25 protein-coding genes are annotated in these 23,715 nt (G+C 66.2%); 15 read left to right on the forward strand and 10 right to left on the reverse strand.

Annotated elements, in window-relative coordinates; translation table 11 throughout:
- The 15 genes from FFS68_RS07755 to FFS68_RS07825 form a co-directional block, all read left to right on the forward strand.
- Positions 1-1,415: hypothetical protein (locus FFS68_RS07755; protein WP_137752619.1), on the forward strand; the 1,415-nt coding region annotated here is incomplete at its 5' end.
- A gap of 82 nt (positions 1,416-1,497) precedes the next feature.
- Positions 1,498-4,221, forward strand: coding sequence for a TonB-dependent receptor (locus tag FFS68_RS07760; RefSeq protein WP_137752620.1), 2,724 nt, complete (start codon positions 1,498-1,500; stop codon positions 4,219-4,221).
- Between the two features lie 289 nt (positions 4,222-4,510).
- Positions 4,511-5,383, forward strand: coding sequence for a type II secretion system protein N (locus tag FFS68_RS07765; protein WP_249340070.1), 873 nt, complete (start codon positions 4,511-4,513; stop codon positions 5,381-5,383).
- 5 nt (positions 5,384-5,388) lie between these two features.
- Positions 5,389-7,593 (forward strand): type II secretion system secretin GspD, encoded by a 2,205-nt coding sequence (gene gspD, locus FFS68_RS07770; protein ID WP_137752622.1) that lies wholly within the window; start codon positions 5,389-5,391, stop codon positions 7,591-7,593.
- Complete coding sequence (locus tag FFS68_RS07775) at positions 7,590-9,083, forward strand: ATPase, T2SS/T4P/T4SS family (RefSeq protein ID WP_137752623.1); 1,494 nt, start codon at positions 7,590-7,592, stop codon at positions 9,081-9,083. The genes gspD and FFS68_RS07775 overlap by 4 nt, the downstream gene beginning before the upstream one ends.
- Positions 9,076-10,290, forward strand: coding sequence for a type II secretion system inner membrane protein GspF (gene gspF, locus FFS68_RS07780; RefSeq protein ID WP_137752624.1), 1,215 nt, complete (start codon positions 9,076-9,078; stop codon positions 10,288-10,290). The genes FFS68_RS07775 and gspF overlap by 8 nt, the downstream gene beginning before the upstream one ends.
- Positions 10,291-10,293: 3 nt before the next feature.
- Positions 10,294-10,800, forward strand: a complete 507-nt coding sequence (gspG, locus tag FFS68_RS07785; RefSeq protein ID WP_137752625.1) for a type II secretion system major pseudopilin GspG — start codon at positions 10,294-10,296, stop codon at positions 10,798-10,800.
- Positions 10,775-11,257, forward strand: coding sequence for a GspH/FimT family pseudopilin (locus FFS68_RS07790; RefSeq protein WP_137752626.1), 483 nt, complete (start codon positions 10,775-10,777; stop codon positions 11,255-11,257). Before gspG ends, FFS68_RS07790 begins: the two co-directional genes overlap by 26 nt.
- Positions 11,247-11,624, forward strand: coding sequence for a type II secretion system minor pseudopilin GspI (gene gspI / locus FFS68_RS07795; protein ID WP_283214596.1), 378 nt, complete (start codon positions 11,247-11,249; stop codon positions 11,622-11,624). The genes FFS68_RS07790 and gspI overlap by 11 nt, the downstream gene beginning before the upstream one ends.
- On the forward strand, positions 11,621-12,235 hold the full coding sequence (gene gspJ / locus FFS68_RS07800; RefSeq protein WP_137752627.1) for a type II secretion system minor pseudopilin GspJ: 615 nt from the start codon (positions 11,621-11,623) through the stop codon (positions 12,233-12,235). The genes gspI and gspJ overlap by 4 nt, the downstream gene beginning before the upstream one ends.
- On the forward strand, positions 12,232-13,239 hold the full coding sequence (gene gspK, locus FFS68_RS07805; RefSeq protein WP_137752628.1) for a type II secretion system minor pseudopilin GspK: 1,008 nt from the start codon (positions 12,232-12,234) through the stop codon (positions 13,237-13,239). Before gspJ ends, gspK begins: the two co-directional genes overlap by 4 nt.
- Before the next feature lies 1 nt (position 13,240).
- Positions 13,241-14,386: a type II secretion system protein GspL gene (gene gspL, locus FFS68_RS07810; RefSeq protein ID WP_137752629.1), complete on the forward strand. Its 1,146-nt coding sequence runs from the start codon at positions 13,241-13,243 to the stop codon at positions 14,384-14,386.
- A complete protein-coding gene (gspM, locus tag FFS68_RS07815; RefSeq protein WP_137752630.1) occupies positions 14,383-14,865 on the forward strand; it encodes a type II secretion system protein GspM in 483 nt (160 codons plus the stop codon). Before gspL ends, gspM begins: the two co-directional genes overlap by 4 nt.
- A complete protein-coding gene (gspN, locus tag FFS68_RS07820; RefSeq protein WP_137752631.1) occupies positions 14,862-15,578 on the forward strand; it encodes a type II secretion system protein N in 717 nt (238 codons plus the stop codon). Before gspM ends, gspN begins: the two co-directional genes overlap by 4 nt.
- A gap of 1 nt (position 15,579) precedes the next feature.
- Positions 15,580-16,350, forward strand: coding sequence for an A24 family peptidase (locus FFS68_RS07825; protein WP_249340071.1), 771 nt, complete (start codon positions 15,580-15,582; stop codon positions 16,348-16,350).
- Here the strand turns inward: FFS68_RS07825 and pal are convergent.
- From pal to ruvA, 10 genes are all read right to left on the reverse strand, one after another.
- A complete protein-coding gene (gene pal, locus FFS68_RS07830; RefSeq protein WP_171003780.1) occupies positions 16,337-16,855 on the reverse strand; it encodes a peptidoglycan-associated lipoprotein Pal in 519 nt (172 codons plus the stop codon). The two genes, FFS68_RS07825 and pal, sit on opposite strands and share 14 nt — an antisense overlap.
- Positions 16,856-16,961: 106 nt before the next feature.
- Positions 16,962-18,209: a Tol-Pal system beta propeller repeat protein TolB gene (gene tolB / locus FFS68_RS07835; RefSeq protein ID WP_249340072.1), complete on the reverse strand. Its 1,248-nt coding sequence runs from the start codon at positions 18,207-18,209 to the stop codon at positions 16,962-16,964.
- A gap of 122 nt (positions 18,210-18,331) precedes the next feature.
- Positions 18,332-19,033, reverse strand: a complete 702-nt coding sequence (locus tag FFS68_RS07840) for a hypothetical protein (RefSeq protein ID WP_249340073.1) — start codon at positions 19,031-19,033, stop codon at positions 18,332-18,334.
- A 141-nt stretch (positions 19,034-19,174) separates the two neighbouring features.
- Entirely contained in the window at positions 19,175-19,693 is a 519-nt protein-coding gene (gene tolR / locus FFS68_RS07845; protein WP_137752633.1) for a protein TolR, read from the reverse strand.
- Positions 19,693-20,391 carry a protein TolQ gene (gene tolQ / locus FFS68_RS07850; RefSeq protein WP_137752634.1) on the reverse strand — a complete coding sequence of 233 codons (699 nt, stop codon included), beginning with the start codon at positions 20,389-20,391 and terminating at the stop codon, positions 19,693-19,695. Before tolQ ends, tolR begins: the two co-directional genes overlap by 1 nt.
- Positions 20,385-20,864, reverse strand: a complete 480-nt coding sequence (locus FFS68_RS07855) for a YbgC/FadM family acyl-CoA thioesterase (protein ID WP_137752635.1) — start codon at positions 20,862-20,864, stop codon at positions 20,385-20,387. Before FFS68_RS07855 ends, tolQ begins: the two co-directional genes overlap by 7 nt.
- Before the next feature lie 130 nt (positions 20,865-20,994).
- On the reverse strand, positions 20,995-22,023 hold the full coding sequence (gene ruvB / locus FFS68_RS07860) for a Holliday junction branch migration DNA helicase RuvB (protein ID WP_137752636.1): 1,029 nt from the start codon (positions 22,021-22,023) through the stop codon (positions 20,995-20,997).
- Complete coding sequence (locus FFS68_RS07865) at positions 22,020-22,430, reverse strand: GFA family protein (RefSeq protein WP_137752637.1); 411 nt, start codon at positions 22,428-22,430, stop codon at positions 22,020-22,022. Before FFS68_RS07865 ends, ruvB begins: the two co-directional genes overlap by 4 nt.
- Positions 22,427-23,038, reverse strand: a complete 612-nt coding sequence (locus FFS68_RS07870) for a hypothetical protein (protein WP_137752638.1) — start codon at positions 23,036-23,038, stop codon at positions 22,427-22,429. The genes FFS68_RS07865 and FFS68_RS07870 overlap by 4 nt, the downstream gene beginning before the upstream one ends.
- Entirely contained in the window at positions 23,035-23,637 is a 603-nt protein-coding gene (gene ruvA, locus FFS68_RS07875) for a Holliday junction branch migration protein RuvA (RefSeq protein ID WP_137752639.1), read from the reverse strand. The genes FFS68_RS07870 and ruvA overlap by 4 nt, the downstream gene beginning before the upstream one ends.
- Positions 23,638-23,715: the final 78 nt, after the last annotated feature.

The following is a 23,715-nucleotide window of genomic DNA, read 5'->3' on the forward strand; positions in this document are numbered from 1 at the left end:
CGCCGACCCCGACCCCGACCGCAGTGACTCCCGCCGCCAATTGCCCGACCATCGCCGGCCCCGACCAGCTGTCGAACCTGGGCACGATCAGCGGCCCCGGCGGCGAATGGCGCAACTGCGGCTTCCCGACGCGCTTCACCGCGACGACCGCGATTCCGAAGGTCGCGGGTGTGCTCTATTCGCTGCCCGGCCGTGTCGATGTCGGCACCGACCAGGGCGCGGCGACCTCCAACAATGTCGTGACGCTCACGATCGATCCGGGCGTGACCATTTTCGGCGCCACCGGCGTGTCGTTCCTGACCGTCAATCGCGGTAACCGCATCGACGCGGTCGGCACCCCGACCCAGCCGATCATCTTTACCGGCCGCGGCAATGTCGTCGGTTCGGCCAACGACCAGACTTCGCAGCTGTGGGGCGGCGTCGTTCTGCTCGGCCGCGCGCCGATCACCGATTGCCTTGCGCCGGGTGCGACGCCGGGCACCGCCGCGTGCGAACGCGACACCGAAGGTACGTCGAACGCGCTGTATGGCGGCGCGCAGCCGGGGGACAATTCGGGCCGCCTGTCCTATGTCCAGATCCGTTACTCGGGCTTCGTCCTGGCGTCGAACAGCGAATTGCAGGGCCTGACTCCGTCGGGCGTCGGCAACAACACCCAGATCGACCATATCCAGATCCACAACAGCTCGGACGACGGTGCCGAAGTGTTCGGCGGCCGCGTCAACATGAAGCATCTGGTGATCACCGGCGCCGAAGATGACGGTCTGGATACCGACGTCGGTTATCAGGGCAACATTCAATATGTCATCGGCGTCCAGCGTGCCGGCGGCGCGGTTGGCGATTCGATGATGGAAATCGACTCGGACGGTAATGAAGACACGACGCCGCGCCAGCGCGTGAACCTGTCGAACTTTACCTATGTTCAGCGCAACAATGCGGCGGGCAATGGTGCGGCGATCCGCATCCGCGGCGGTGCCGATTACACCTTTGCCAACGGCCTGATCGTGGCGCCGGGCCTCAGCTGCCTGCGCATCGACAGCGCTACGACGGTTCAGACCACCGGTCCCGACGAGCAGGGTCCGCCGCGCTTCTTCTCGATGTCGCTGCAGTGCAACGCGACGCCGTTCCGCGGTTCGAACGGCGTGACCGCAGCGCAAGTTCAGGCGATCTTTGAAAGCGGCACGAACAACCGCTCGACCTATACCCCCAGCCTGACGAACCTGTTCGTCAACGGGGCGACCGAGACGGCATTCACGCCGTTCGATGCCAAGACGCTGAACGCCTTCTTTGACACCACCGCCTATGTCGGCGCCGTCCGCGACGCCAACGACACCTGGTATCGGGGCTGGACCTGCAACTCGGCAACCGCGGATTTCGGCACCGCCAGCGGCAGCTGCACCGCCATTCCGACGACCTGATCGCTCGCGATCCACTTTGGGGAGCGGGCACGCCGAAAGGGCTGGCCCGCTCCCTTCCTACATAATCCTGGGGACATTCCACATGACCAAGCGGCCGATCTTTGCCAGCCTGCTCCTTCTTAGCTCGGCGCTTGTCGCGCCTGCGGCGCTCGCCCAGGCCGTCGGCAGTGAACCCGCTGCCGATGCACCGCCGGTGGCAACCGACGCTCCAGCCCCCACTGATGCGCCCGCGCCCGACGAAGTGCCCGCAGAGGAAGAGGCCGACATTTCGATCCCGGGCGGCGCCGATGCCGAAATCGTCGTGACCGGCCGCTACACCCCCAACATTGTCCGCGCGACGCCTGAAGTCGTTTCGGTGCTGTCATCGGCAGATATCGCGCGCACCGGCGAGGGCGATATTGCCGGATCGTTGCAGCGCGTCACCGGCCTGTCGGTCGTCGGCGGCGGTTTCGTCTATGTCCGCGGTCTTGGCGATCGTTATTCGCTCGCGCTGCTCAACGGTTCGCCGCTGCCCAGCCCCGAGCCGCTGAAGCGCGTCGTGCCGCTCGACATTTTTCCGTCGAATGTCATCGATTCGACGCTGGTCCAGAAAAGTTATTCGGCGAACTTTCCCGGCGAATTCGGTGGTGGCGTCATCAACCTGACGACCAAATCGATCCCGCGCGAAAGTTTCCTGACCCTGTCGGGCGGGATCGGATGGGACAGCGAGACGACCAATCAGCTTGGTTACACCTATTATGGCAGCGACACCGACTGGACCGGCTTTGATGACGGCACCCGCGATGTCCCGCCGTTGCTGAAGGCCGCCTTTGCCAGTGGCAAGCCGATCCTCGAGGGCGCCGATTTCACGCAAGGTGATCTGGAAGCCATCCAGATGGAACTGGTGAACGCCGAAACGACGCTGCTCCAGCAGAACAACAATATCCCGGTCAATTGGTCGGCCGGACTGACCGGCGGCCTCAACATCCCGCTCGCCGACGGCGAACTGGGCATCATTGCGACCGCCGGGATCAGCAACAAGTGGCGGACCCGCGACACGTTGCAGCAGACCTCGCTCAACCAGGATCTGTCGGGCGATCCGCAGACCAGCTATAACCGGGTCATCACCGACAATCGCGTCGTCGTGAACGGCCTGCTCGGTTTTGGTCTGGAACTGGGCGATCACAAATTCCGTTGGACCAACCTGTACATTCGCGACACGTTGAAGCAATCGCGCCTGGGGCTGGGCACTGACCGCAACCAGTCGGAACGCGATATTCTGAAACAGGACACCGCCTGGTACGAACGTCAGCTGATCAACACCCAGCTGGTCGCCGAGCTGGACTTCGACCGGTTGCAGGTTGACCTGCGCGGTGCTTACGCCAATTCGCAGCGCGAGGCGCCTTATGAGCGCGGCTTTACCTATGTCCGCACCAACCTGCCAACGACACAGGATCCAACCGGCGACAAATTCGTCAACGATCTGGGCGGCAATCGCGGCGATGCGACGATTGCCTTTTCGGACCTGAACGAGGATCTGTGGTCGGGCGGCGTCGATCTGTCTTATGAGCTGGCGCCGCAGATCACGGCGACGGTCGGCTATGCCTATACTGACACCAGCCGTACCGCGGTGCGCCGCGCGTTCCAGTTCCGCGCGCCGGGGCTGCCGGTCGCGGTGCAACAGCTGCGCCCCGACTTTCTCCTCTCTGACGCCAGCATCCAGCTGTACGATATCGCGCTGGTCGAAACATCGGCGCAGGACGGCACCGCCGCTTTTGATGCCGGACTGACCACCCACGCGGGCTATGCGCAGCTGCAGGCCGAAATCGTATCGGGCATGAACGTCAATGTCGGCGTGCGCTATGAAGACGGCAAACAGACGGTTGTCCCGATCGACCTGTTCGGCACTGGCGGCAGCGCGATTGCCCAAACCAATCTGAAGAATGATTACTGGCTCCCCGCCGTCACGCTGACCTGGGAAGTCGCACCCGATATGCAGGTGCGCATGAATGCGTCGAATACGATCGCGCGTCCGCAGTTTCGCGAATTGATCGCGCAAATCTATCAGGATCCCGAATCGAACCGTCAGTTCCGCGGCAACCCGTCGCTGACCGACAGCGAGCTGTGGAACGCCGAGCTGCGTTACGAATGGTATTTCGCGAAGGATCAGCGGCTGACCGCGGCGGGTTTCTTCAAGAAGATCGAGAATCCGATCGAAGCCTATACCTCGCTCAGCACCGATTCGGTCGCCAACACCAGCTTTGCCAACGCGCCCAAGGCGTTGCTCTATGGCGGCGAGATCGAGGTGCAGAAATATTTCGCGCTCGACACGCTGTCGGACTCGACGTTCTGGGCGAGCCGCCGTCTGGTGCTGATCGGCAACTACACCTTTACCAAGTCGGAGATCCAGGTCGGCGCGGGTGACACGACCGTCATCAACGGGGTGGTGCAGGATGCGCGCAACTTCTTCTTCGACGGCGCGCCGCTGACCGGCCAGTCGGATCATCTGATCAATTTCCAGATCGGGCTCGAAGATCAGGACAAATTGTCACAGCAGACCATTCTCGTCACCTATGCCAGCCCGCGCGTCACCAGCCGTGGTCCGTCGGGCCAGCCCGACATTCGCGAAAAGCCGGGCATTTCGGTCGACTTCGTGGCGCGGCAGGGGATCAACCTGCTGAACAAGGAAATCGAGCTGAAGTTCGAGGCGCGCAACCTGACCGGGCGTAAATATCAGGAAGTGCAGGAAAGCGGCGACAACCGGATATTTCTCAACCGCTACAAGCTCGGCCGCACCTTCTCGCTGAGCGCGTCGCTGAAGTTTTGATTGCGTAATCCTCCCTGCCGCGAAGCGGTGGGGAGGGGGACCGCCCGCGTAGCGGGTGGTGGAGGGGCAAAGGCGGTGCGTCAAAGCCCCTCCGTCAGCGCTTCGCGCTGCCACCTCCCCATCGCTGCGCGACAGGGAGGATCATCGATGGGCCGCGCCGACCGCCAGACTCGCTCGCCCGTCAAAAAACTGTAATCTTCCCGTCAACTGATTGTCACCAATCGCCCCTAGGCGATTCGCGACGGCAACTTCAGCCTCAGGGGGAAACGACGATTTCATGGCGACGCTGATGTCCGGATCGGCCTTCAGGCTGTCGCGCGGCTTGCCGACGTGGCTGCGCGGCGGGCGGCGCTCGCCGCGCGAGATCGGGCCGGTGCTGCTCGCCGGGGTGCTCGGAGCCGTGCTGATCTGGCAGCTGGTTCGCCTGCTGTGGACCGTCATCACCCCGCTGTCGCCGCTCGGCGCGTGGCAGCCGCAGGCCGCGGTCATCGCCTCGCCCGCCGAACGCCGCGCGCTGTTCGCCAGTTTTGATCCGTTCTTTCGCAGCGCTCCGGAGGGTCCGGCGTCGGCGACCGTGACCGCGCTCGGGCTGACTTTGTTCGGCATCAACATCAACGAAGCGACCGGCGGCGGCTCGGCGATCATCGCCGGCGAGGACGGGGTGCAGACCAGCTATGCCGTCGGCGACGAGATTGCCCCGGGCGTGAAGCTCGTCGGCGTCGCCTTTGACCATGTGCTGCTCGACCGCGGCGGTGCGCGCGAAAGCCTGTTCCTCGACCAGAGCGGCGAGGCTGCGGTCGCGACCCCGGCGACGCCGCTGCCGTCGCCCACCCCGGAAGTCGGATCGACGGCGACTGCCGGGGTGAGCGCCAGCGGCGAAATGTCGCCCGCAACGCTCAAGGCCGGGGTCGGCTTTGCGCCGCGCGCCGAAGATGGCCGCGTCACTGGGCTGGTCGTCCAGCCGCAGGGCGACGGCGCGATATTCCGCGCCGCGGGCCTGCGCCCGGGCGACGTCATCCGCTCGGTCAACGGGCGCCCGATCGGGTCCGCAGGCGATGCCGCCGCACTCGCCAACCAGATCGCGCCCGGCGCACGAATCTCGCTCGAAGTCGAACGCGGCGCCAGCGTCGTTCCCGTCGCCATCTTCCTCTCGAAGCAATAGGTTTTATGCGTTTCAAACTGTCCCTGATGCTCGCCGCCGCGCTCGTTTCTGCTACGCCGGCACCCGCGGTCGCCCAATATACGCTCAACGTCCGCGACGCCGACATCCGCGCCTTCATCCAGGATGCGGCGCGGATCACCGGGCGGACCTTCGTCATCGACGGGCGCGTCAACGGCAAGGTGTCGGTCGTGACCGACCGGCCGCTGTCGCGCAGCGAATATTTTGAGATTTTTCTGTCGACCCTGCGCTCGAATGGCCTTGTCGCGGTCCCCGGCCCCAATGGCAGCTACCGCGTCCAGCCGATCGACGGCGCCGCGGCGCAACCGGGCCGCATCGGCAGCCGCGGCGCGGCGCAGAACCAGTTCGTCACCGAAATCATCCGCCTGCGCCACATCGACGCCGTCGCTGCGGTCGAAACGCTGCGCCCGCTGGTCAGCGCGCAGGGATCGCTGACCGCCAACCGCAACGCCAACAGTCTGGTCGTCGCTGATTTCGCCGACAATATCCGCCGCATCCGCGCGCTGGCGTCAAGCATCGACCGCGACAGTTCGACCAGCCAGATCGTGACGCTGAAAAATGCCGGGGCGCGCGAAATCGCCGCGGCGCTGACCGCATTGGTCCCGGCGGCGGGCGAGGGCGCGCGGGCGCCGGTCGCGATCGTGCCGATCGACAGCAGCAACGCGATTGCGCTGCGCGGCGATCAGGCGATGGTCGCGCGCTTCGTCGCGATGGCGACCGATCTCGATCAGAAAGCCGCAGGCGGGACCGAACTGCGCGTCTATTGGCTGGAACATGCCAATGCCGAAACACTGCTGCCAACAATCCAGCAGCTGGTCGGCGGCGGCAGCGACCCGGCGCAAAAGGCGGGCTTGCCGCCTGCGACGGCTTCGTCATCGTCTGGCGGGGGCAGCACGCCGACGCCGGCACCAGCGGCGGCCGCTACCGTATCGACCGGCGGCGCGGGGGGCAGCATCGCCACCCGCGGCCCCGCGATCGTCACCCGTTACGAGGGCGCCAATGCGATTATCGTCGCTGCCAACAGCGACGTGCAGCGGATGCTCGGCGAGCTGATCCGCCAGCTCGACAGCCGGCGCCAGCAGGTGCTGGTCGAGGCGATCGTCGTCGAAATCGGCGACGATGCGGCGAAGCGGCTGGGGGTCCAGTTTCTGCTCGGCGGCAAGAATATTCCGTTTGTCGCCACCAGCTACAGCAATGCGTCGCCCAATATCCTGACCTTGGGCGGCGCCTACGCCGCCAACCGGCTGTCGCAGGAAACGACGACGGTCAACGGTAACACGACGGTGACCCAGACCAACAGCTCGCTCGGCAACAGCTTGCAGGAAGCGGCGGCGGCGTCGCTGCTCACCGCCACTGGCGGTTTTGCCGGTTTTGCGGGCGATATCGGCAAGAACACGATCTTCGGCGCGATCATCAACGCGGTGAAATCGGATACGACATCGAACCTGCTCGCGACCCCGCATATCGTGACGCTCGACAATCAGGCGGCGAAATTCCTCGTTGGGCAGGACGTGCCGATCACCACCGGTGAACAGCTGGGCGATAATTTCGAAAACGCCTTCCGCACCGTCCAGCGCGAAGAGGTCGGGATCAAGCTGGAAGTGACGCCGCAGGTTAACGGCGCGGGCGAAGTGAAGATGTTCCTGCGTCAGGAAGTGTCGAGCGTTGCCGGTCCGGTGTCGTCGCGCAACAGCGATCTCATCCTGAACAAGCGTTCGTTCGAAACGGTGCTGACCGTCGACGATGGCGAAATCCTGGCGATCGGCGGGCTGCTCAACGATGACGAGCGCAAGACGATCGAGCGCATCCCGCTGCTCAGCGACATTCCTTTGCTCGGCGAATTGTTCAAGTCGCGCAGCCGGACGCGGTCGAAAACCAATCTGATGGTGTTCATCCGCCCGACGATCCTGCGCAATCGCGAGGATAATGCGGCGCTGACGGCGCGGCGTTACGGCTATATCCGCGACTTTCAGTTGCAGCGGAACCCCGACGAGGAACCCGCGATCGACACGCTGGTGCGCGACTATCTGGGCGCGGTGCCGCCGGTGCCGACCGAGGCGACCGCCGCCGACATCACCGTCGGCCCGGTCAACCTGCCCGAACTGCGCGGCCCCGATGGCCGCGTGATTTCGACCGACGTTCCCCCGTCGATTTCGAACGCGCCCGCGCCGCCGCCCGGAGACTATCCGTGACCGATCCCGAACCGATCGTCGCTCCCGCAGCGCCGGTCGATATTCCCTATGGCTTTGCCCGCGCGCACGGTGTCGTCATCGCGCCGGGCGAAGGCGGCGCGTGGCTCGCGACCCTGCGCGAGGATGCCGATCCCGCGGTGCTGATCGAAGTGAAGCGTTACCTCGCGCAGCCGCTGCGCGTTGCGACCGCCAGCGTCGCCGATTTCGACCGGCTGCTGTCGGACCATTATGCCGTCGACAGCTCGGCGGCGGCGATGGCGGGGTCGGTGGGCGGCAACGATATCGATTTCAGCCTGCCCAGCGCCGAAGATCTGCTCGACAGCGCCGACGATGCCCCGGCAATCCGCCTGATCAACGCAATCATCGCCGAAGCGGTGCGCCAAGGCGTCAGCGACATCCATATCGAACCCTATGAAAGCGGGCTGGTGGTGCGGATGCGAACCGACGGCGTGCTACGCGAACATCTGCGGATGCCGCCGCACGTCGCGCCGGTCGTGGTCAGCCGCATCAAGGTGATGGCACGCCTCGACATCGCCGAGCGCCGGGTGCCGCAGGACGGGCGCATCGGGCTGACGCTCGCCGGCAAGGCGGTCGACGTGCGCGTATCGACCTTGCCCAGCCGCGCCGGCGAGCGGGTGGTGATGCGTATCCTCGACAAGGATGCGGCGGGGATCGATTTCGACGTCCTCGGCCTGTCGGGCACCTCCGACCAGATTTTGCGCGAGGCGCTGGCCGAACCCAATGGCATCATCCTCGTCACCGGGCCGACCGGGTCGGGCAAGACGACGACGCTCTACGCGGCGCTCAAGCAGCTCAACGATGGCCAGCGCAACATCCTGACCGTCGAAGACCCGGTCGAATATGCCGTCGATGGGGTCGGCCAGACGCAGGTCAACGCCAAAGTCGGGCTCGATTTTGCCGCCGGGCTGCGCGCGATCCTGCGCCAGGATCCCGACGTCGTGATGGTCGGCGAAATCCGCGACCGCGAAACCGCCGACATCGCGGTGCAGGCGTCGTTGACCGGCCACCTTGTGCTGTCGACGGTTCACACCAACGACGCGGTAGGCGCGATCACACGCCTGAAAGATTTGAAGGTCGAACCCTTCCTGCTCGCCTCGACCCTGCGCGCGGTCATCGCGCAGCGGCTGGTGCGCAAGCTGTGCGACCATTGCCGCGAACCGGTGCAGGCCGATAACAGCGTCGCCGCGATGCTGGGGCTCGACATCGGCACCGTGATCTGGCGGCCCAAGGGCTGCGAGCAGTGCAGCGGCACCGGCTACAAGGGCCGGATCGGGGTGTTCGAGGCGATCAAGGTCGACGAAACGGTGCGCCGCTACATCTACAATGGCGGCGACGAGGCGATGATCACGCGCCATGCCTTCCTGAAATCGCCGACGCTGGCATCGGCGGCGCGCGCGATGGTCGCGAAGGGGCTGACCACCGCCGAGGAGGCGATCCGCATCGCGCGGCGCGAGGAAATCGATGCCTGATTATCGCTATGTGGCGATCGATCCGCAGGGCCGCGAGCGCAAGGGACGGCTGACCGCCGCCAACGACGATGCGGCGCGCGCCGACCTGGTGCGGCGCAAATTTCATATCGTCGCGGTCGAGGCGGCGGGGGCGAAGCCCGCCAGCCGGTCGCTGCTCGCGTTCCGGCGGGTGCGGCTGAGTAGCAAAGACCTCGCGCTGTTTACCCGCCAGCTGGCGACGCTTGCCGAGGTCGCGCCGCTCGAAGAGGCGCTGCGCACGCTGACCCGCCAGAGCGAGGCCGAAAGCGCCCGCACGATCATCGGCGACGTCCATGCCGGCCTGCTCGAAGGCCGCCGCCTCGCCGATGCGATGGCGCGCCAGCCGGCCAGCTTTCCGCCGCTGTATCGCGCGATGGTCGCGGCGGGTGAGACGACGGGCAGCCTGGCGACGATCCTCGCGCGCCTCGCCGACCTGCTCGAACGCCAGGCCGAAGTGCGCGGCAAGCTGATCGCGGCGCTCGCTTATCCGATCGTGCTTGCGGTCGTCGCGATCGGGGTGGTCGCGGCGTTGATGATCTTTGTCGTTCCGCGCGTCGTCGAACAATTTACCGACGTCGGCCAGCAATTGCCTTTCTTGACGCGCACGGTGATCGCAATCTCGGGCTTTGCCGCGAACTGGTGGTGGTTGATCGCGCTGTTGCTCGTCGCGTCGAGTTTTGGCTGGGCCGCCGCGATGCGCCGTCCGGCGTTCAAGGCGCGGGTCGATGCGCGGCTGCTGCGCCTGCCCCTGCTGGGCCGCCTGCTCCGCGATCTTTATGCGGCGCGCTTTGCCCGCACCTTGGCGACGATGGTGTCGAGTCGCCTGCCGCTGGTCGACGGGCTGCGGCTGACCCTGCCGACGATCCGCAACGCCGCGCTGGCCAGCGCGACCGCTGCGATCGTCGATCAGGTCCGCGCCGGGGGCAGTCTGTCGGCGGCGCTGCGCGATGCCGGGGTGTTCCCGCCGCTGCTGGTGTACATGACCGCCAGCGGCGAAAGCGCCGGGCGGCTGGAGCAGATGCTGGAACGCGCCGCCGATTATCTGGAGCGCGAATTCGACCGGTTTACGGCGGCGTCGATGGCGTTACTCGAACCTGTCATAATAGTCCTTATGGGGTCATGCGTTGCCCTGATCATCCTCGCCATTCTGCTGCCGATCCTTCAGTTGCAGACTCTTGCCGGAATATAATAGATGTCGCTGATGCAGCTTTTCATCCGCCTGATGCTCGACACCTCCTTTTCGGGGGAGGGCCGCCCGGCGGTCCACCGCCGCCGCAAACGCGACGAGCGCGGTTTTACCCTGACCGAATTGATGGTGGTGATCTTCATCATCGGGCTGCTCGCCACGGTGGTGCTGATCAATGTGCTGCCCAGCCAGGACCGCGCGATGGTGACCAAGGCGCAGGCCGATATTGCGACGCTCGAAACCGCGCTCGAGCAATATCGCCTCGACAATCTGACCTATCCGGCATCGACCGACGGGCTGAACGCGCTCAGCACACCGCCGCCGTCGCTCGCGCAGCCCGAGCGGTATCGCCGCGGCGGTTACATCAAGAAACTGCCTGCGGATCCGTGGGGCCGTCCCTATAATTATCAGGCGCCCGGGCCGAACGGGAAGGCGTTCGACGTCTGGTCGCTCGGCGCCGACGGCGCCCCCGGCGGGACCGACGATAATGCGGACATTCGCAGCGAAGGCTAAGGCGCGCGCGGGTCGCGAGGCGAACGGCTTCACGCTGGTCGAGCTGATGGTCGTGCTGGCGATCATGGCGCTCGCCGCGACCGCGGTCGTGCTGACCATTCCCGGCGAGGAACGCAGCGTGCGCAGCGAGGCCGACCGGCTCGCGGCGCGGCTGGCGGGGGCGCGCGACATTGCGGTGATTGAAGGGCGCAGCGTTGCGGTCAATTTCGCGCCGTCGGGTTACGGTTTCGAGCGGCGGATCGCGGGCGAATGGCAGCCGCTGCCCGGCCGCGCCTTCGCCCAGCGCAATTGGCCCGGCGACGTGCGTTTTGTCGCGGGCGACGGGCAGGGCGCGACACGCATCCTGTTCGACCGCGTCGGCACCAGCCCGACCCCGCAGACGGTGGTGCTGAGCGGCGGCGAGGCGCGCGAAATTGTGCGGGTGTCGGCGACGGGGGAGGTGAGCCGTGGCGAATGAGCGCGTCAATCGCTGCGAGCGCGGCTTCACCCTGCTCGAAATGCTGGTCGCGCTCAGCGTCATCAGCATCGCGGCGCTCACGCTCGTCCGCCTCGACGCCTTTGCGGTGCGCACGGCGGGCGACCTCGACGAAAGCACGGTTGCCGGGATCGTGGCGCAGAATCGCGCCGTCGAACTGTGGACCGACCCGGCGCCGCCGACGATCGGCAATAGCGCGATCGGCGTCGCCAATGCCGGGCGCAACTGGCGCGTTGAGCAGCGGGTGGCACGCACCGCCGACGACAGCTTGCTGCGCATCGACCTGATCGTCCGCCCCGAAAGCGGTCGCGGGCAGGCGGCGCTGACGATTATCCGGCCAAGCCGATGAAGGACGAGAGCGGCTTCACCCTCATCGAAATGCTCGTTGCGCTGTCGCTGTTCGCGGCGATCGCGGCGATCGGCGTGGGCCTGCTGCGCAGCAGTGTCGATACGCAGGATGCGGTGCAGACGCGGTTGAAGGCGATGGGCGGGGTCAACCGGCTGCGCGCGGTGATGGCGAATGATCTGGCGCAGGCGGTCCAGCGGTCGACACGCGGCCCGGCGGGCGAGGCGGTGCCTGCCTTCGTCGGGTCATCGACCGGCTTTGCCTTCGTCCATGGCGGGGCAGCGGCGCTTGACGGGTCGCCGCGACCCGCAGTCGAACGGGTCGCTTATGCCCTCGTCGGCCGCGAATGGCGCCGCGCGACGCAACCGATGCTCGACGGCACCGCGCTAAACGCTGGCGACCGGCTGCTCGGCGAGGTCGCCGCGGTGGCGGTGCGCTATCGCGACGACACCGGCAATTGGAGCGACAGCTGGAACTCCGAACCCGGCGACCGCTTGCCGCGTGCGGTCGAGGTGCGGGTATCGCGCAGCGGGCGCGAGGCGTTGACGATGTTGTTTCTCACCGCGCCGACATTGCCGCCACCACCGCCTGCGGCCGAAAATCCCGCGCCATGACCCGCCGCCCCCCCAATGAGCGCGGCGCCGCGCTCCTCACCGTGTTGCTGCTCGTCGCGGTCATGGCGGTGATCGCGGCGACCGCGCTTGACCGGCTGACGCTGGCGACGCGCATTGCGGGCAGCGCGGCGACGGTCGATCAGGGGCGCGCGTACAGCTTTGCCGCCGAGCAAATCGCGCTGCGCCGCGTTGCCGATCTGGTCGGGCGCGATCCCGCTAAGCTGACGCTCGCGGGTGGTTGGCTCGGACGCGAATTTACCCTGCCACTGCCAAATGGCACCGGCAGTGCACGGCTGACCGATGCGAACAATTGCTTTAACCTCAACAGTTTGGTCGCCGAGACGGTACCGGGACGATTCAGCCAGCGATCGGGGTCTATGCGCCAGTTCGGCGAACTGATGGTCCTTCTCGGCATCGACGCCGCACAGGCGCAGGCGATCGCCGGCGCCACCGCCGACTGGATCGACAGCGACAGCAACGACGGCCCGCTCGGCGCCGAGGACAATGTCTATCGGTCGCTGCCCGGGGCGTATCTGGCGGCGAACCGCAAGATGGCCGATGTCAGCGAACTGCGCGCCGTGCGCGGGGTCGGTCCCAAAATCTATGCACGGCTCAAACCCTGGATCTGCGTGTTGCCCGTGACCGATCCGGTGCGGCTGAACGTCAACACGCTGGCGCCCGAACAGGCGCCGCTGGTGGCGATGTTACTGCCCGGCGAAATGACGCTCGCCGATGCGCGGGCGGCGCTGGCGGCGCGGCCCGCGGGCGGCTATGGCAGCAGCGTGCGATTCTGGGAGGCGGGACCGCTCGAACGGTTCGACCCGCCGACCGAGGTGGCCGAACAGGCAGGGGTGACCAGCCGCTGGCTGGTGCTGACGACGAATGTGACGATGGGGGACGGGTTTTTGACGGCAGTTTCGCTCATCGATGCCAATGGCGGCGCCCCCTCCGCGGGGCAGGCGCCGCCGGTGATCGTGCGCCGCGATTGGGGCGAGAGCGACTGAGATGAGCCGCACTTTGGTTCTGTGGTTGCCCCCGGTGGCGGCGCTGGGCGATGGCGATGCCCCCGATCCGGCGTGGCTGCGTATCGACGACGGCGTGATCGTCGATTCGGGGCAGGACGACGGCTGGGTCGATGCGTGGGAAAAACCGCAGGACGACGGCCCCGACGACCGGCTGATTGCGCTGGCCCCCGCCGCCGACGTGCCGCTGCGCTGGCGGCATTATCCCGATGCGGCCCCGGCGCAGGCGGCATCGGCGGCGCGGCTCGACACGTTGAAGGACAGTCTGGGCGACGGCGCCTTGCTGCATATCGTCGCGGGCCAGCCGATTGAGGCGGGGCAGGCGGTGCCGGTCGCGGTGACGACGCATGCGGCGATGACCGCGTGGACCGGCTGGCTGAAGGCGCGCGATCTGTCGCCGGTCGCGATCATTCCGGCGGCGGCCGCGGTGCCGCCGCCCGAGACCGACAGCCTGTGGTCGGCCGAGGTCGGCGGCGAACAGATCGTGCGGGCGGCGGACCATGCCTATCGCTCCGATCCCGCGCTTGACCCGCTGATTGCGGGGGGCCGCAACATCGCGCCGCTCGATGGCGACCGGATGCGCGAGGCATTGCTCCTGACGCTCGCCGCGCCGCCGCTCGATCTGCTCAGCGGCGGGTGGAAGCCGAAGCGCAGCTGGTCGCTCGATCCGGCGCTGCTGCGGCTGGCCAAGCGGCTGGCGATCGCGCTGCTTGTCGTCAGCCTGCTGATCCCGATCATCCACGCTCTGCGCCTGTCGTCCGACAGCGACCGCGCCGATGACGCGGTGGTCGCGATGGCCAAAAAGGCGGGGGTGACCGCGGACGACGCCACCGCGGCAGAGGCGGAACTCGATCGCCGGCTCGCGGCGGCGGGCGGCGGGCCGCTGGCGTTTTCGGTGCCGGCGTCGGCGCTCTATGATGCGATGGGCGATGCGCCCGGCGTCGCGCTCAAGACATTGTCGCATCGCACCGACGGGACGCTGACGACGACGCTCGCGGCGCCGCGGGTCGAGGACATCAACGCGGTGCTGCTCGCGTTGCAGGCGCGCGGTTACCGCGTCACCGCGCAGCCGATGGCGGGCAGCGACGGTCAGCAGATGGCGAACATCACGATCCGGGCGGTGCCATGACCGAGCGATTGAAAAACTGGTGGCTGGGCTTGTCGCAGCGCGAACGCTGGTTGGTCGGCATCGCGGGCGTGTTGGCGCTCGGGGTCATCCTGTGGGGACTCGGGCGTCCGGCCTATGCCGCCTTTGTCGATCTGGAAAACCGGCATCGCGCCGCGATCGAGCGCGAAGGCCGGATCGCCGCGAAAGTGCAGCTGTTGGCGCAGCGTCCGGCGAAATCGGTCGCGACAACGGTCGATGCGGTGGCGATCGACCAATTTCTGGCGCAATCGGCGAGCGAAATTGGGCTGACGCTCGACCGCAACGAGGCGCGCGGCGCGGAGCAGGCGACGATTGCGATCTCCACCGCGCGCGCACCGGTGCTGACCGACTGGCTTGCCTCACTTGAGGGACAGGGTTTTGTCATCGACCAGCTGACGATCACCCCCGCCGCCGACGGCACCGTCGGGCTGACCGCCGAACTGCGAAAGGGCGGCCAATGAGCGCGCGCAGACGTTGGGGGATCGCGGCGCTGGGGCTGGCGCTGATCCTGATCATTGCGACCTTTCCGATGCGGCTGGCGCTGGCATGGTCGGGCGCGACCAACGCCGGGGTGACGGCGCGCGAGGTGCGGGGGTCGGTGTGGTCGGGCGAGCTGGTCGAAGCGCGGCTGGGGGCGCTGCCGCTCGGCACGGTGCGCGCCAGCTTATCGCCGCTGGCGTTGCTCGGCGGGAACACCGAACTCGCCTTTTCGCGCACCGACCAGCGGCTCGGCGCGCTGGCGGGGCGGCTCCACGGCAGCAACCCGCGCGGAGTATCCGAGGTCAACGGCACGACCGCGCTGGCGGGCGGGCTGGGGATGATACCGGTCGATACGATCCGTTTTGAAGGCGCGACGCTGCGGTTCGACGCCGCCGGGAAATGCGCCAGCGCGAGCGGGCGCATCCAGTTGGCGGTGACCGCGCCGATCGCCGGGCTCGACCTGTCGCGCGGTCTGTCGGGGCCGCTGCGGTGCGCGAACGGGCGCGCGCAGGCGGTCCTGGCCAGCCAGTCGGGGATGGAGCGGCTGACCCTGTCGTTCGACGGCAGCGGCGCGTATCGCGCGCAGTTTGCGATCAATGTCGATCGCGACCCGGCGATGGCGGCGGCGCTGGCGGCGCTGGGGTTCCGCGCCGGTTCGGGTGGTTTCGTGCTGGCGACCACGGGCCGCTTCTGACGTGGCGATCCTCGATGCCTTGCCCTTTGGCATGGGCGTCACCTTTGCCGCGCTGATCGGGCTGGTCCTCGGCAGTTTTATCGCGACATTGGTGTTGCGCTGGCCCGCGGGGCGATCGGTGCTTGGGCGCTCGCGATGCGACGGCTGTCAGCAGCAGCTGGGGCCGTTGGACCTTGTCCCGCTGGTGTCAGCGCTCTGGCTGCAAGGTCGCTGTCGCCGCTGCGGCGCACCGATTGACCGTTTCCATAGCATTGTCGAGGTCGGCGCCGCGCTGATCGGCGGCCTAGCTCTTGCGGCGATGCCGGGGACACAGGGATGGCTGTGGGCGCTCTTCGGCTGGCTGTTGCTGCCGCTCGCGCTGCTCGATGCGCGGCATTTTTGGCTTCCCGACCGGTTGAGCGCAGTGCTGGCGGTGGTCGGCCTACTGCTCGCGGGTCCGCTGCTCGGGGCGCCGCTGCTCGATCGCTGGATCGGCGCGCTCGCTGGAGGGACGGCGCTGGCGCTGATCGCCTGGGCTTATTGGCGCGCGCGCGGCGGTGACGGCATGGGGGGCGGCGATCCCAAGCTGGTCGCGGCGATCGGGTGTTGGCTCGGCTGGCAGGCGCTGCCGCTGATGCTGTTGCTCGCCAGCCTGGGGGGCATCGTCTGGGCGCTGCTGATCCAACGAAAAGGGGACCAGCCGCTCGGTGAGCGGCCGGTCCCCTTCGGTGTCTTTGCCTGCACCGCCGCTTTCGCCGCGGTGCCGCTGTGGCCGCTGCTTATTGCCCGATAACGACGGTCACCGCGCGGCGGTTCTTGGCATAGGCGTCCTCGGTCGACCCGAGTTCGGCGGGGCGTTCCTTGCCATAGCTGATGACGTTGATCCGCGACGGATCGATGCCGAGCGAGGCGAGGTAATTTTTCGCCGCATTGGCGCGGCGTTCGCCCAGCGCGATATTGTAGTCGCGCGTGCCGCGTTCGTCGGCATGACCTTCGAGGGTAACGCGGACCGCGGGGTTGCGTTGCATCCATTGCGACTGGCTTTGCAGCGTCGCCATGTCCGCGCTGTCGACGTTATACTGGTCGAAGTCGAAAAAGATGCGGTCGCCCGAGAGACCGACGCTGGCGAGGAAATCTTCCTGCGATCCGGGAACGACCCCGGTTCCAGTGCCAGCGCCGGTATCGGTGCCAGTGCCTTCTGGAACGGGGGGCAGCGTGTCAGGGGCCTTTTTCGCGCAGGCGCCAACAGCAAGCATGGTGATCGCCGCGATCATCGCGGTGCTTTTGCGTATCGTCATCTTGTCTGTCCTCTTGTTGTTGCTGGAAAATTCTCTCGTGCGGCCGATTTGGCGGCGTTAGAACCTGCTATGGGAACCCGAATATCGCTTTTTGGTTCCGTTTTTGTCACGGCAGCACCGGCCCCCAGCTGGGGTCCGATCCATCCTGCGGGGTCGGCAGGCGGCGCAAATTGACGCCGGTCAGGTCGACCTGCCACAGGCTGGACTTGCCCTCGCGCCCCGGGGTGGTGCGGAAAAACTGGATGACGCGGCCGTTCGGCGACCAGGTCGGCGCCTCGTCTTGCCAGCTGTTGGTCAGCATCCGCGCGCTGCCGCCCGAGGGGGTCATGACCCCGATGCGGAACTCGCCGCCGCCCAACCGGGTGAAGGCGATCAGGTCGCCGCGCGGCGACCATTCGGGGGTTGCCGACCGCCCACCGCCAAAGCTGATCCGCTGCTGGTTCGACCCGTCGATGTTCATCGTATAGATTTGCTGGCTGCCCGACCGGTCGCTTTCGAACACGATCTTGCGCCCGTCGGGCGAGAAGCTGCCGCCGACGTCGATGCCGGGGGTGCTTGTCAGCCGCACCGGGGTGCCGCCGCCCGCCGAGATACGATAGATGTCGGTGTTGCCGCCGACCGCCATCGAATAGAGGATCTGGGTGCCGTCGGGCGACCAGCGCGGCGCAAAGGTCGTGTTGCGGCTTTCGGTGACCAGCTTCTGCGATCCGGCGGCGACGTCATAGATGAAGACGCGAACGCGATCGTTCAGATAGCTGACATAGACGATCTTTTTGTAATCGGGCGAGAAACGCGGGCTGATGGCCAGTGCCTGGCCGTTGGTGATGAAACGGTGGTTGCCGCCGTCGCTATCCATGATCGCCAGGCGTTTGATCCGGTTCCCCTTCGGACCGGTTTCGGCGATATAGGCGACGCGGCTGTCAAAGAAGGGCGCTTCGCCGGACAGGCGCGAATAGATGGCGTCGGCGCATTTGTGCGCGGCGCGGCGCCAGTCGCCGGGCTGGATTTCGAACCCCTTGCGGACCAGCTCGCTGCCGAGCGCGGTGTCGTAAAGATAGCAGCCGACGACGAGCCCGCCGGTGCCGCTGGCATCGACAAAGCCATGCACGACATTTTCGGCGTTGCGCGCCTGCCAGTCGGCAAAGCGCGGCGCTTGCACCTCGGCGCGGGTGATCGCGCGCACGCCGCTGGGGCCGACCGGGTCGTAAAGGCCGCTGCGTTCGAGATCGGCCGCGATGACTTCCGCGATCTGGCGGCCCAGACTGTCAGTGCGCAGTCCCGCGACGGTCTGCACCGACGAGGTTGCGAGCGAGGGGATGGCGATGATCGTGCGGTTGTTGGAAATCGTCGCCACGACTTCCGGCGATTCTGCCGAATTTTCCGTCTGCGACGATGCCGTAACGGTTTGCGCTAGTGCTTGACCCGAAGTGAGGGACAGCAACAAGCCGAACGCAGCAACAACTGAGGTTTTCACAATTAATTCTCCATGCGAAACGGCTGCGTGATAACTTTCCAGCCGTCATATTGATCGGGCGGCAAATTGAACGGCGCTGCTTGACGGATGGAACGAACCGCCAACTCGACGAAGCGCTTTTGCTGAGGCGCGTTGCTTTCTGTCTTTCCAGTCATCGACCCATTCTGGCGGATGTCGGCGATAGAGCCATCGCGATTAAGATGAATATCCAGTCTCAACCGCAACTGATCAAGTTCGACGCCGCTGATCGCATTCGCGTTCCGCTGCCAATGTGGTCTGATTTCCCCATCGACGGCCGCTGAAAATGCGCGCCGGGTTTCCGCCGATACTGCCGATGCTGGCGCGCCTTTCGCCTGCGTCGATTTAGTTGGAGATTTGCTCTGGCCTAAATCTATGCCGTCGAGACGGCCCGTCGGTCGAACCGAAGCCTGCTTCTTTGGTGTCGCTTTCGGCGCTGCTTTTGGCTGCGCTTTGGCTGCGGCGGGCGGGGTCTGTTTGGGCTGCGCCTTCGGGCGTGCAACCTGCTTCGGGGTCGGCGCGGGCGTCGGGCGGACGATCGGTTCGGGCAGCGGCGGCGCGGGCATCGGTTCGGGCGCGGCGATGTCGACCGCTTCCTCCTCGCCCAGCCGCGCCGCGGGCGGATTTTCGCTGATCACCGGCGCGGTCGATTGCACCGCGGTTTCTGCGATCAGATCGACCTCCATCGGCGGGTTGTCGAAGCGGCGTTCGCCCGCGGTCCATTGGACGGAGAGGAGGCCGATGATCACGACATGCGCCGCCACCGCGATGGCGATGCCGCGTCCTCCTTTCCCCCTCAATGCCCGTGTTGCGGCCATGATGTGACCCTATTGCCCCGTTTCTGAACCGTCGGTGACCGCGGCCGCAGCGGTCGGCGCGCTGTCGGCGGCACCTTCGGCGCCCGTGGTGACCAGTGAAATCCGCGTCAGTCCGGCCCGGTTGAGTTCGCCCATCACGCGCATCACGCGGCCATAATCGAGCCCCTTGTCGGCGCGCAGCATGATCTGGCGCGGCTTGTCCTCGCCTTGGCGTTCGCGCGCGATGGCGTCGAGCCGCGCCGGTAGCTCGGCCTCCGGCACCACCTCTTCGCCGATATACAGCGTGTCGTCGGCGTTGATCGACAGCTGCACCGGTTCCTGCTCTTCGGTCTCGATCGGTTTGGCGCGGCTTTCGGGCAGATCGATCGGCACGGCGGAGGCGAGCAGCGGCGCGGTGATCATGAAGATGATCAGCAGCACGAGCATGACATCGACGAGCGGGGTGACGTTGATGTCGGCGATCGGCGCGCGGCGATGGCCGCGGCCGCGTCGCCCGCCGATGCCGCCCGAGGGACCGGACATCGCCATCAGGCTTCGACCTCAAGCTCGCGGCTGAAGGTCGCGTGCAGCCCGTCGGCGAAGCGGCCGAGGCGCGATTCGAGCCGGTTCAGGCGATGCGAAAAGGCGTTGTAGGCGATGACCGCGGGGATCGCGGCGAACAGGCCGATCGCGGTCGCGAACAGCGCCTCGGCAATGCCGGGGGCGACGACCGCCAGGCTGCTGTTGTTGCTCGCCGCAATCGCGGTGAAGCTGCGCATGATCCCCCACACGGTGCCGAACAGGCCGACAAAGGGCGCGACCGAGCCGATGGTGGCGAGTGTGCCGATCTTTTCGGCGAGCCGATCGACTTCGCCCGCGACCGCGCTGTTCATCGCGATGCCGAGACGCTCGCGCGTCCCGTCGCGGTCGATGATCTTGCTCTTGGTCGATCGGCGCCATTCGCTGATCCCCGCGGCCAGCACCTTGGCGCTCGGCAATTCCTCGCCACTGTTCTTGTCAAAGAATTTGTCGATATTGTCAGCGCGCCAGAAATCGCGTTCGAAATTTTCCGACGCGCGCATCAATTTGCTGACGCTGCGGCCGTGCGTGAAGATCACCGCCCAGACATAGATCGACGCCAGCAACAGCCCGATCATCACCGCTTTCACGATGATATCGGCCTGCAGAAACAGCGCGACGGGGGAAAGCGTCGCCGCGTCGGCGGCCAGCGAGATATTGTCTAGCAAGGGATTTTCTCTCCATTCATGATGGCGGTAAAGCGGTCGGCCCAGCCCGTGGGCTGGCGGCGCGGCCGACCCCCGGGCGACAGGAAGGCGGCGGTGACCCGCCCGTCGGTGAGTGTCTCGCTGGTTAACGTGTCAGTTCCGCGAAGGATGCGCTGGGCGATGATCACGCTGGCGCCGCGCACCGCTTCGACGGTGCTGACGACGAGCAGGTCATCGTCGAGCCGCGCGGGGCGGCGGTATTTGATCGTCAGGTCGGTGACCGCCCAGCTGCCGTCGCCCGCGTCCATCGCGGCGCGCTGGTCGATACCCGCGATCCGCAGCATGTCGGACCGCGCGCGCTCCATATAGCGCAGGTAATTGGCGTGATAGACGATGCCCGACAGGTCGGTATCCTCGAAATAGACACGCGCCCGGTAATGATGCGCCGCCCCGACGAAGGCGCCGGGGATGAAGGGGGGCGGGGCGTTTACCATGGGGTTGATCGATAGCGGGCCTTCGACTCGTCGCAAACCCCTAACCAACGGTTCGTCGCAGATGGGGGCCGTTTGGTGGGAGATGATGGCGGATTTTCGCTACATTCTTCCGAGGCTCGCAGGGGCACAGTCACTTGCCGTTATCGAACAACCCATCCTGCGATCCCGCGGGCGGATTAAGCCCCAGATGCTTCCACGCGCTGGCATTCAGCATCCGCCCGCGCGCCGTCCGCGCGATCAGGCCGACTTGCAGCAGATAGGGCTCGATCACATCCTCGATCGTGTCGCGCGGTTCGGACAGGCCCGCCGCCATCGTCTCGACCCCGACCGGGCCGCCGCGGTAAATATCGGCGATCATCGTCAGGTAGCGCCGGTCCATCGCGTCGAGCCCGAGCGCATCGACTTCGAGCCGGTTGAGCGCGGCGTCGGCGGCCTTGGCATCGACGATGGCGTGCCCCGCAACGGTCGCGAAATCGCGCACCCGGCGGAGCAGCCGCCCGGCGATGCGCGGCGTCCCGCGCGACCGCTTCGCGATCTCCAGCGCGCCGTCGGACGCGATGGGGAGCGACAGCAGCCGCGCGGCGCGGGTGATGACCTGCTCAAGCTCGCCGTGGGTGTAGAAATTGAGCCGCACTGGGATGCCGAAGCGGTCGCGCAGCGGCGTCGTCAGCAGCCCCTGCCGCGTCGTCGCGCCGACGAGGGTGAATTTGGGCAGGTCGATGCGGACGCTGCGCGCCGACGGCCCCTCGCCGATCATGATGTCGAGCGCGCGGTCCTCCATCGCGGGATAGAGGATTTCTTCGACCGCAGGCGACAGGCGGTGGATTTCGTCGATGAACAGCACGTCGCCGTCCTCGAGATTGGTCAGCAGCGCGGCAAGGTCGCCCGCTTTCGCGATCACCGGGCCGCTGGTCGAACGGAACCCGACGCCCAGCTCGCGCGCAACGATCTGCGCCAACGTCGTCTTGCCGAGGCCCGGCGGGCCATAAAAGAGCACATGGTCGAGCGCATCGGACCGCGATTTGGCGGCCTCGATAAAGATGCGCAAATTCTCGCGCGCCGCCGCCTGCCCGACGAACTCGCCGAGCGTCTTGGGGCGCAACGCCGCGTCGGCGTCCTCGGGGGTGCGGATTGGGGTCGTGAGGGCGGGCTCAGTCATAAACGTTCTATTGCCTTGCCAACGATACAAACCCAAGGTTCCTGACGATCCTCATAGACCGAAAATTGGATTTCGAAATCATGGCCCGGTTCGAAATTGCCGATCGGCACTGCGTAACTGTCCATCTCCGGACGGTTCAGGAACCAGAGCGTCGAGCCGCAATTACCGCAAAAATAGAAATCCGCGAGAGTGCCGCTGCCGCCGACATGTTGGTACAACTTCGCTTCGCCTTCGGTGCGCACATTTGCGGCGGGAAAACGCGCCTGCGCGGCAAAGGCGCTGCCGCTTCGCGCCTTGCAGTTGCGACAGTGACAAACCGAAACGCGGATCGGCTCGCCAGTGCATGCAATGCGGATCTGGCCGCAGCGGCAGGATGCGTGGCGGGTGGAGTTGGCGAGGTCTGTCACCGCTCTGGACTCTCAACCTTGGGAAGTGTCGAGATCGCCTTGAAATCCGTTAAGACGCGTTCAATCGCTTCCTCTCTGGACCGTGGGTCGAGTACCTCTTGGATGCAGCTGACGAAATGTCGCTGGCAGGATACAAGTTGCTCTCTAGCGCCTACAGTATTCTGCTGGTCGGCGAAGATATCATAAGCGAATACAACCCAGTCCAGACAGGGCTGTCTCACGCCGCGATAGGCGGGTTCCTTGTTCTTGCCCTTCTTGTCGTGATCTCGGTTAGGGAAGTACCACCGCCCCATGTCAATGCATGCTGAGAGTGTCGACAATACGTCCCTATGCGAATCTGGGTCATTGACGCCTACAAGATGAATTGCTCGCGAAATGGCCGTGGCCACGTTGCACGACCATGATGTAATTTCGCGAAAATACTCATCGGACCAGCTTTGATGGGCGAGAACGCTTTGTATTCTTGTGAGTTCGGCATTTTGTATTTCAAGGGCATCCGTTTTCTTGCGCGATTTTTCAGCAGAACGATGTGCCCACACCGAAAACATGATGGCCACAAAAGCTGCGACCGCTGAAATCCAATTTGGATCGATGGATACGGATGTCATTTTCCGGCCTTCTTCAGCGCCACCCGAACTAGCGCGTCGAGGCTCGCACCCGCGCCGAGTTCCTCGTTGGCGGCCGCGACCGCAGCGCTCGCTTCGCCGGGTTTGAAGCCGAGGCCGGTGAGGGCGGTGACGGCGTCGGCGAGCGGGCCGGGGGTGGCGCATACATAAGTCGCGCCGCTGCCCGATATGCCGCCCAGTGCGCCCGCCTTGTCCTTCAGTTCGTGCGTGATCCGCTGCGCCAGTTTTGGGCCGACGCCGTTGGCGCGCGCGATCATCGCGCTGTCGCCGCTCGCCAGCGCGCGTTGCAGGTGGGTGATTTCGAGCGCCGAGAGGATCGCGAGCGCGACCTTGGCGCCGACGCCCTGGACGCTGGTGAGCAGGCGGAACCAGTCGCGTTCCTCGGCCTTGGCAAAGCCGAGCAGGCGCAGGAAATCTTCGCCGACCAGCATTTCGGTGTGGATGGTGACCTCGCCGCCGATGGCACCGAGCGCGTCCAATGTGCGTGCCGATGCCTCGACCAGATAACCGACGCCGCAGACGTCGATCACCGCATGGCCTGCGCCGCTGGAGTCCAGTCGTCCGGTGAGTTTGGCGATCATGGGCCGTGCGTAGCGCGGGGAGAATGAAAAGGGAACAGTTTCCCTGCGCTTGCAAAGCCGCCGCTCATTTCGTCATGC

Source organism: Sphingopyxis sp. L1A2A (genome assembly GCF_005502465.1).
Lineage (GTDB): Bacteria > Pseudomonadota > Alphaproteobacteria > Sphingomonadales > Sphingomonadaceae > Sphingopyxis.